The 7,619-nt window shown below is 76.2% G+C and carries 6 protein-coding genes and 1 pseudogene; 6 read left to right on the forward strand and 1 reads right to left on the reverse strand.

The annotated features are described in order from the left end of the window. Positions 1–291 (forward strand): annotated as a pseudogene (locus tag K1J50_RS18105) (hypothetical protein); the annotation flags it as partial. Here K1J50_RS18105 and K1J50_RS18110 read toward each other — a convergent pair. Continuing rightward, a complete protein-coding gene (locus tag K1J50_RS18110) occupies positions 266–1,576 on the reverse strand; it encodes a hemolysin family protein (RefSeq protein ID WP_220119158.1) in 1,311 nt (436 codons plus the stop codon). The pseudogene K1J50_RS18105 and the gene K1J50_RS18110 sit on opposite strands and share 26 nt — an antisense overlap. A 624-nt stretch (positions 1,577–2,200) precedes the next feature. On the opposite strand from K1J50_RS18110, the gene K1J50_RS18115 reads away from it, so the two are divergent. The 5 genes from K1J50_RS18115 to K1J50_RS18135 form a co-directional block, all read left to right on the forward strand. After that, the gene (locus tag K1J50_RS18115; RefSeq protein WP_220119159.1) at positions 2,201–5,035 is read left to right on the forward strand and encodes a glycosyltransferase; all 2,835 of its coding nucleotides are present in this window, start codon (positions 2,201–2,203) and stop codon (positions 5,033–5,035) included. A gap of 113 nt (positions 5,036–5,148) precedes the next feature. Then, positions 5,149–5,454: a hypothetical protein gene (locus K1J50_RS18120; protein WP_220119160.1), complete on the forward strand. Its 306-nt coding sequence runs from the start codon at positions 5,149–5,151 to the stop codon at positions 5,452–5,454. 101 nt (positions 5,455–5,555) lie between these two features. Beyond that, positions 5,556–6,185, forward strand: coding sequence for a bifunctional 4-hydroxy-2-oxoglutarate aldolase/2-dehydro-3-deoxy-phosphogluconate aldolase (locus tag K1J50_RS18125; protein ID WP_220119161.1), 630 nt, complete (start codon positions 5,556–5,558; stop codon positions 6,183–6,185). Between the two features lie 5 nt (positions 6,186–6,190). Continuing rightward, on the forward strand, positions 6,191–7,141 hold the full coding sequence (locus tag K1J50_RS18130) for a sugar kinase (protein ID WP_220119162.1): 951 nt from the start codon (positions 6,191–6,193) through the stop codon (positions 7,139–7,141). A gap of 210 nt (positions 7,142–7,351) precedes the next feature. Then, a partial coding sequence (locus K1J50_RS18135) for a hypothetical protein (protein WP_220119163.1) occupies positions 7,352–7,619 on the forward strand: 268 nt, incomplete at its 3' end.

Below are 7,619 nucleotides of genomic sequence, written 5' to 3' on the forward strand. Positions count from 1 at the left end.
CCCCGCCCCGCGAACTGGTCGCCGACAAGGGCTGCGACGCCAACCGCCGGCGCCGCCGCGGCCATCCCCGGCACCTCGTCGCGCAAGGTTGCCTTCCCGCGCGACGCCGAACGCTACAGGCCCCGCAGCGCCATCGCGCGAACCTTCTGCCGCATCGAGGATTCCCGCGGCATCGCCACCCGATACGACAAGACCGCCCGCAACTTCCTCGCCGCCGTCTGCCTCGCCGCCGCCATCACCTACCGGGCGCGATTGAGTCCAGAGCCTAGGCCGGCGCGCCCTCGCGCGTGACCAGCACCTTGTCCACGCGCCGTCCGTCCATGTCCACGATCTCGAACCGCCAGCCGGCCCAGACGATGCGGTCGCCCTCCTTCGGCACCCGGCGCAGCAGGGCGAGCATCAGCCCCGCCACCGTGTGGTAGGTGCCCTCGGCCGGCAGCGGGGGCAGGTTGAGCCGCGCCTTCAGCTCGTCGCTCGGCATCATGCCGTCGAGGAGCAGGCTGCCGTCGTGCCGGCGCACCGCCTCCTGCCCCCGGTCGCCCGGGACCGGCGCCGCCGCGGGACCGAGCTCGCCGATGATCGCCTCGAGCAGGTCGGAGGGCGTGACCACCCCCTCGAAGCTGCCGTACTCGTCCATCACCAGCGCGAGGCCGAGCGCATCGCCGCGCAACCGCTGCATCGCATCCAGCGCGGACAGCGTGTCGGGCAGCACCATCGGCTGGCGCAGCGCCTTGGCGAGCGACAGCGGCTCCCCGGCCAGCAGCTGGTCGAGCAGGTCCTTGGCGGCCACCACCCCGAGGACGTTGTCGATGCGCCGGTCGGCGACGATGAAGCGCGTCACGGAGGCGGCGCGGATGCGTGCGGCGAGCTCCTCCGGCGACGCGGCGCGGTCGAGCCAGGCGAGCTCGGTACGCGGCGTCATCAGCGCGCGCACCGGCTTGTCGGCGAGGCGCAGCACGCGCTCGATCATCTGCCGTTCCTCGGTCTCCAACGCCCCGGCCTCCTCGCCCTCGGCGACGACGGCCTTCACCTCCTCCTCCGTCACCGACTGGTCCAGCGGGCGCGAGGCGCCGAGCAGCCGCATGACGAGCTCGGAGGAGCGGCCGAGGACCCAGACCACGGGCGCGGAGAGGCGCGCCAGCCAGGCGAGGGGGCGGGCGACCAGGGCGGCGATCGGCTCGGGGTTGCGCAGCGCGAGCTGCTTCGGCACCAGCTCGCCGAGGATCAGGCTCAGATAGGTGATCGCGAGCACCACCAGGGCCAGCGCGATCGCATCGGCATGGGCGGCGATCCCCGGCACCGCCCGGAGCGCGTCCGCGAGGGTGCCGGCGAGGCGGGCGCCGCCGAAGGCCCCGGCGAGGATGCCGACCAGGGTGATGCCGACCTGCACCGTGGGCAGGAAGCGCTGCGGCTCCTCGGCGAGCCGCAGCGCCGCGGACGCGCCTGCGCGGCCCTGTCGCTCCATCGCCAGCAGCCGCGCCCGGCGCGCCGAGACGAGGGCGAGCTCGCTCATGGCGAAGGCGCCGTTCAGCAGCACCAGCAACAGGATCACGCCGATCTCGATCGCGGTGGCCATGGACGACTCCTGCGGGGCGGCCGGTCGGCCCCGTCGCTCAGCAACGCGGCACCTTTAGCGAAGGCCGCCCCGGCTTGGCGAATGCGCGCCGCGGGCGCGGCCCGGCGCCGCGCGGCGAGGACGCCGCCCCGGACCGTCCGGTCCGCGCGCGCCAGGGAGGCGAGGGCGCGCCGGCGGCGGGGCGGGAGGCGCCGCGGCGCGCTCCGCCGGCGCGGCGCCGCGAGGGCGCTCGCCGGACGGCGCCTCCGGCAGCCTGGGCCCGGCCGGTTCCCGCGCCACGGGATCGGCGTGCGGGCGGCGTGCGGCGCCTTCCCCTCCCGATGCGGCCTGCCGGGCGGCGCGATCCCGCGCCGGGGCCGCGGCTGGCGGCGCGCCTCAACCGCACGTGGCACCAGCGGCCGCGGCGCGGCGCAGGGTGCCCCGAATCGGCCGCAAGGCGCCGCAAACGGGCCATCTTCCGGACCGGCGGATGCCGTGGCGCGTCCCCATAAGCGCACGGACGAACCAGCGCCCGGCGCCGCCGGCCTCGGGCGCCGCTCCCTCGCCCGCCCGTCGCGGCCGGGGGCGCGGCGCGCCCGCGGGGCCCGGCGGCCTCCCGCGCGCTGCCGGAGCCGTACTGCGACGATGACCGCTTCCTTCCCCGTCAGGCTGCTCCCGCGACGCGCGGCGACCGACGCGCTCTCCCGGCCCGTGCCTCCGCCGGGCGCCGGCCGCTGGCGCGCCGCCGTGCCGCATCTCGCGACGCTTGCCGCGCTGCTGCTGGTCGCGGCGCTGCACCTCGGCGCCTGGTGGGCGTGGAACCGCCCGGCCGCGCCGCCGGAGTTCCGCGGCCCGGTCGCCGGCCTCGCCTTCGCGCCCTACCGGCGCGGCCAGAGCGCCGAGAGCGACCGCTGGCCGAGCGCGGCGGAGATCGAGGCCGACCTGCGCCTGATCGCGCCGCTGACCCGGCGCATCCGCACCTATTCCGTGCAGCAGGGCCTCGAGCGCATCCCGGCGATCGCCGCGGCGGCGGGGCTCGATCTGCGCGTCACCCTCGGCGCCTGGCTCGACGGCCGCACGGCGCGGGACCGCGCGGAGATCGCGCGGCTGGTCGAGACGGCGCGCCACAGCCGCAACGTGGATCGCCTGCTGGTCGGCAACGAGGCCGTGCTGCGCGGCGACCTCACGCCGGCACAGCTCATCGCCCGCATTGCCGAGGTGCGGCGCGCCGGGGTGCGCCAGCCGATCTCCACCGCCGAGCCCTGGCACGTCTGGCTCGACCACCCCGAGCTCGGCGCGGCGGTGGACTTCGTCACCATCCACCTGCTGCCCTACTGGGAAGGCGTGCCGGTCGCGGACGCGCTGCGCTACGTGCTCGACCGCTACCAGGCCGTCGCCGCGCGCTTCCCCGGCAAGCCGATCGTGATCGGCGAGGTCGGCTGGCCCTCGAACGGCGTGGAGATCGGCGAAGCGCGGGCGAGCCGCGTCGACCAGGCGGCGTTCCTGCGCGGCTTCTTCGTCGAGGCCGAGCGGCGCGGGCTCGACTACTACGTGATGGAGGCCTTCGATCAGCCCTGGAAGGTGAGCTTCGAGGGCCGCGCCGCGGGCCACTGGGGCATGTTCGACCTCGACCGCGCGCCGAAGTGGCCGCTCGCGGGGCCGGTATGGGAGACGCCGGACTGGCCGGCCTGGGCCGCCGGGGCGACGCTGTCCGCCTTCCTCGCCGGCCTGTTCTTCCTGGCGCGCCGGCCCGACATCCGCCTCGCGGGCAAGCTGCTGCTCGCGGCGCTGGTGCAGCTCTCGGTCACGGGGACGGCGCTGACGCTGCTGGCGATGAGCGAGACCTACCTTTCGCTCGCCGCGGGCATCGTGTGGGGGCTGCTGGTGGCGGGGCAGCTGCTGCTGCTCGCGCTGCTGCTCTCGGACAGCTTCGAGCTGGCGGAGACCGTCTTCGGGCGGCGCTGGAAGCGGCGCTGGCCGGCGCTGCCGGCGCCGGCGGGGGCGAAGCTGCCCAAGGTCTCGATCCACCTGCCGATCTGCAACGAGCCGCCGGCGATGGTGGCGCGCACGCTCGACGCCCTGGCCGCGCTCGACTACCCGGACTTCGAGGTGCTGGTGGTGGACAACAACACGCGCGACCCGGCGCTGTGGGAGCCGGTCGAGCGCCACTGCGCGCGCCTCGGGCCGCGCTTCCGCTTCTTCCACCTCGGCCGGTGGCCCGGCTACAAGGCGGGCGCGCTGAACTTCGCGCTGCGCGCGACGGCGCCCGACGCCGCGATCGTCGGCGTGCTGGACAGCGACTACGTGGTCGCGCCGGACTGGCTGCGCCGCATGGTGCCGTTCTTCGACGACCCGAAGGTCGGCTTCACCCAGAACCCGCAGGACTACCGCGACGCCGGCGAATCGCCGTTCAAGAGGATGATGTACTGGGAGTACGCCGGCTTCTTCCGCTGCGGCATGGTCACGCGCAACGAGCGCAACGCCATCGTCCAGCACGGGACCATGACGCTGATCCGCCGCACGGCACTCGAGGCCGCGGGCGGCTGGGCGGAGTGGTGCATCTGCGAGGACAGCGAGCTCGGCCTCCGGCTGATGCGCCAGGGGTGGGAGGCGGTCTATGTGCCGGAGAGCCTCGGGCGCGGGCTGATGCCCGACGACTTCGCCGCCTACCGCAAGCAGCGGCACCGCTGGGCCTACGGCGCGATGCAGATCGTCAAGGCGCATCTCGGCGCGCTGCTGAATCCGTTCCGGCGCGAGCTCACCCGGGGCCAGCGCTGGCACTTCGTGATGGGCTGGATGCCCTGGATCGGCGACGCGCTGGGGCTGGTGTTCGTGGTGCTCGGCCTCGCCTGGTCGGCCGGGCTGGTCTTCGCCATGCCCTGGGCGGAGGCGGCGCTGGGCGGCCTCGCCCACGCGCTCGGCCTCGCCCCGGCGGCGGCGCCGGTCAGGCTCGGGGTGCGGTTCGAGTTCCCGATCCTGCTGTTCATGCTGCCGAGCCTCGGCCTGTTCGCCTTCAAGCTGTTCCAGATCCTCGTGCTCTACGCGGCGCGCGTGCCCTGCGGCTGGCGCGACAGGATCGGCGCGGCGGTGGCGGGCCTCGCCCTGACCCACACCATCGGCAAGGCGGTGATCGCCGGGCTGTTCACGAGGCGCATGCCCTTCCTGCGCACGCCGAAGATGGAGAGCGCGCCGGCGCTGGTGCAGGGCCTCGCCATGGCGCGGCAGGAGCTCGCGCTGCTGCTGCTGCTGTGGGGCGCGGCGCTCGGGGTCGCGCTGGTGCACGGGACCGCGACCTGGGAGGCGGTGCTGTGGTGCGCGATCCTGCTGGCGCAGTCGGTGCCCTATGCCGCGGCGGTGGCGGTCAGCCTCGTCGCCGCGCTGCCGGCGGTGCGGCGGGCCGTGCCGGTGGCCGGAGCGGGCGCGACGGCGGCGCGGGCCAAGGTCGGGACCGCGGTCGCCCTCGGCGGCGACGCCTCCTGAGGCGCGGCGTGGTCCGGTGGTGCCATCCGGGACGCCGGCGCGCGGGCGGAACGTCCCGTTGCGTGAGATTCGTTTCCGATTTACTAATGACCGCGCCGGCCGTGAGGATCCGCATGCGCGCTTCCGCCCCGCCGCCCGCCGTGGTGGCCTTTCCCCTGCGCGACGACGACCGCCTGCGGCTCGCCCTCAGGCGGCTCGAGGCGGCGTTCGAGGAGCAGGGTCGCGCCCTCGCCGAATGGCGTGCGGCGCTCGGCGGGCTCGGGAAGGCGATGGCGGGGCTGCACGGCAGCGTTCATCGCTACCGGGCCGGCTTGGCCGCCGCCGCCGCCGGGCTCGAGCGCGCCCGCGAGGCGACGCGGGCGCTCGAGGCGACGGCGGACATGATGCGGGAGCGCGCGCGCCACCTCGGCGGAGCCTGACGCGCCGCCGCCGCGGGCGCCGGCCCGGCCTCGCAGCCCCGCCCGGCTCGCCCCATGTCTGGCGCGCCCCGCCGCGAAGCCCTGCCGGAGCCGAAGGTGCCATGACCCATCCCCTGATTCCCCGCCTGCGCGCGCTGCGCGTCATTCCCGTGGTGCGCGCCTCGAGCGCCGCCCGCGCCGCGACCGCGGTCGCCTGGCTGCAGGAGGCGGGGCTGCGCGTGTTCGAGATCACCATGACCGTGCCCGAGGCGCCGGCGCTGATCCGGGCGCTGGCCGCCGATCCCGAGCTGCTGATCGGCGCCGGCACGGTGACGGACGCGCGCACGGCGCAGCTCTGCCTCGACGCCGGGGCGAAGTTCCTGGTCGCTCCCTGGGTCGAGCCCGCCATCGTCGCCCCGGCGCGAGAGGCGGGCGCCTGCGTCATGCTGGGGGCGCTGACGCCGACCGAGGTGCAGGCGGCGCGCGTCGCCGGGGCCGACGTGGTGAAGATCTTCCCTGCCGCCTCGGCCGGCGGGCCGGCGCACATCCGCGCCCTGCGCGCCGTCTTCCCCGAGGTCGTCTTCTGCCCGACCGGCGGCGTGGAGGCGCGCGACGTGCAGGACTATCTCGACGCCGGCGCGGCCTTCGTCGGCATCGGCGGGCGGCTGGTGGACGAGCGGCTGGTGGCGGCGGGCGAGCGCGCGGCGGTGCAGGCCGCGGCGCGCGCCGCCCTCGGCATCCTGCAGGCGTGACGGCGATGGGCGGAACCGTGCCGCAGGCGACGGACATCCTCTGCTTCGGCGAGCCGATGCTGGAGTTCAACCAGCTTCCGCGCGCGCCGGACGATCCGCGCACGCTCTACCTGGAGGGCCACGGCGGCGACACCTCCAACGCCGCCATCGCCGCGGCGCGCAGCGGCGCGCGCGTCGGCTACATCACCGCCATCGGCTGCGACGCGGCCGGCGAGAGCTTCCTCGCCCTCTGGGCGCGCGAGGGCGTGGACACGGCGCATGTGCGCCGCGACCCGGAGGCGCCGACCGGCATCTACTTCGTCACCCACGGCCCGCGCGGGCACGCCTTCACCTTCTACCGCAGCGGCAGCGCCGCCAGCCGCTATCGCCCGGAGCACCTGCCGGAGCAGGCGATCCGCGCCGCCCGCGTGCTGCACCTCTCCGGCATCACCCAGGCGATCTCGACCAGCGCCTGCGACGCCGGATTCCGCGCCATCGAGATCGCCCGCGCGGCGGGAGTGAGGGTGTCCTACGACACCAACCTGCGGCTGCGGCTGTGGCCGGCGCGGCGGGCGGCGGCGGTAATCCACGCCGCCATCGCCATGGCCGACATCGCCTTCCCCTCGCTCGAGGACGCGGAGACGCTGACCGGACTGTCGGACCCGGAAGCGGTCGCGGACTTCTACCTCCGCCTCTGCCCGCTGGTGCTGCTGAAGCTCGGCCGCGAGGGAGCGATGCTGTGCACGCGCGAGCGGCGCGTCCGTCTCCCGCCGCACCGGGTGGAGGCGGTGGACGCGACCGGGGCGGGCGACACCTTCGCCGGCGCCTTCCTCGCCCGTCTGGTTGCCGGCGACGATCCGCTCGCCGCGGCGCGCTACGCCAACGCGGCGGCGGCGCTCGCCACCACCGGCTACGGCGCGGTGGCGCCGATCCCGCGGCGCGAACAGGTGCTGGCGCTGCTCGGCGCCGGCGGCTGAGGCGGGGCCCGGCGCCGCCGGGCGATCGCGGCGCCGCGGCGCGGTCCGGGGTTCCTCCGCGGCAACGGAGGGGCCAGGGCGTTGCCGCCCGGCTGGGCTCGCGGCAGCGGCTCTCGCCCAGTGTTGTAGCGCCGGTTGACGCTCCCGGCTGTTTCCGGCCGCCCGCGATCGGCTCTAAGGGAAGCGCGCCAGGGGAGGAGGAGCGGCGACATGGGAGCGGCATCGTCGCGCGAGGCCGGGAGCGGGCGACGGGTGCTCCGCGGCCTGCCCAGCGGCGCGGGCGGGAGGGCGCGGCGGCCAGGGCTGCGCGGCTGGGCGGCGTGGCTGCTGCTGCCGCTCGCGCTGGGCGGCGCGGCGCCGCCGGCCGCGGCGGCGGGGCCGGCGCAGGCGCGCTCGCAGTCCCTGGCCGAGCGCGACCTGCGCCGCACCGTGACGAGCCTCGTCACCGCGCTGCGGATTGCCGAGGGATGCCGGATCC

The organism is Caldovatus aquaticus, assembly GCF_019458025.1.
GTDB classification, from domain to species: Bacteria; Pseudomonadota; Alphaproteobacteria; order Acetobacterales; family Acetobacteraceae; genus Caldovatus; species Caldovatus aquaticus.

Coding starts and splice junctions, on each gene's coding strand:
- K1J50_RS18110 (WP_220119158.1), bottom strand. CDS start 1,576: ATGGCCACCGCGATCGAGATCGGCGTGATCCTGTTGCTGGTGCTGCTG.
- K1J50_RS18115 (WP_220119159.1), top strand. CDS start 2,201: ATGACCGCTTCCTTCCCCGTCAGGCTGCTCCCGCGACGCGCGGCGACC.
- K1J50_RS18120 (WP_220119160.1), top strand. CDS start 5,149: ATGCGCGCTTCCGCCCCGCCGCCCGCCGTGGTGGCCTTTCCCCTGCGC.
- K1J50_RS18125 (WP_220119161.1), top strand. CDS start 5,556: ATGACCCATCCCCTGATTCCCCGCCTGCGCGCGCTGCGCGTCATTCCC.
- K1J50_RS18130 (WP_220119162.1), top strand. CDS start 6,191: ATGGGCGGAACCGTGCCGCAGGCGACGGACATCCTCTGCTTCGGCGAG.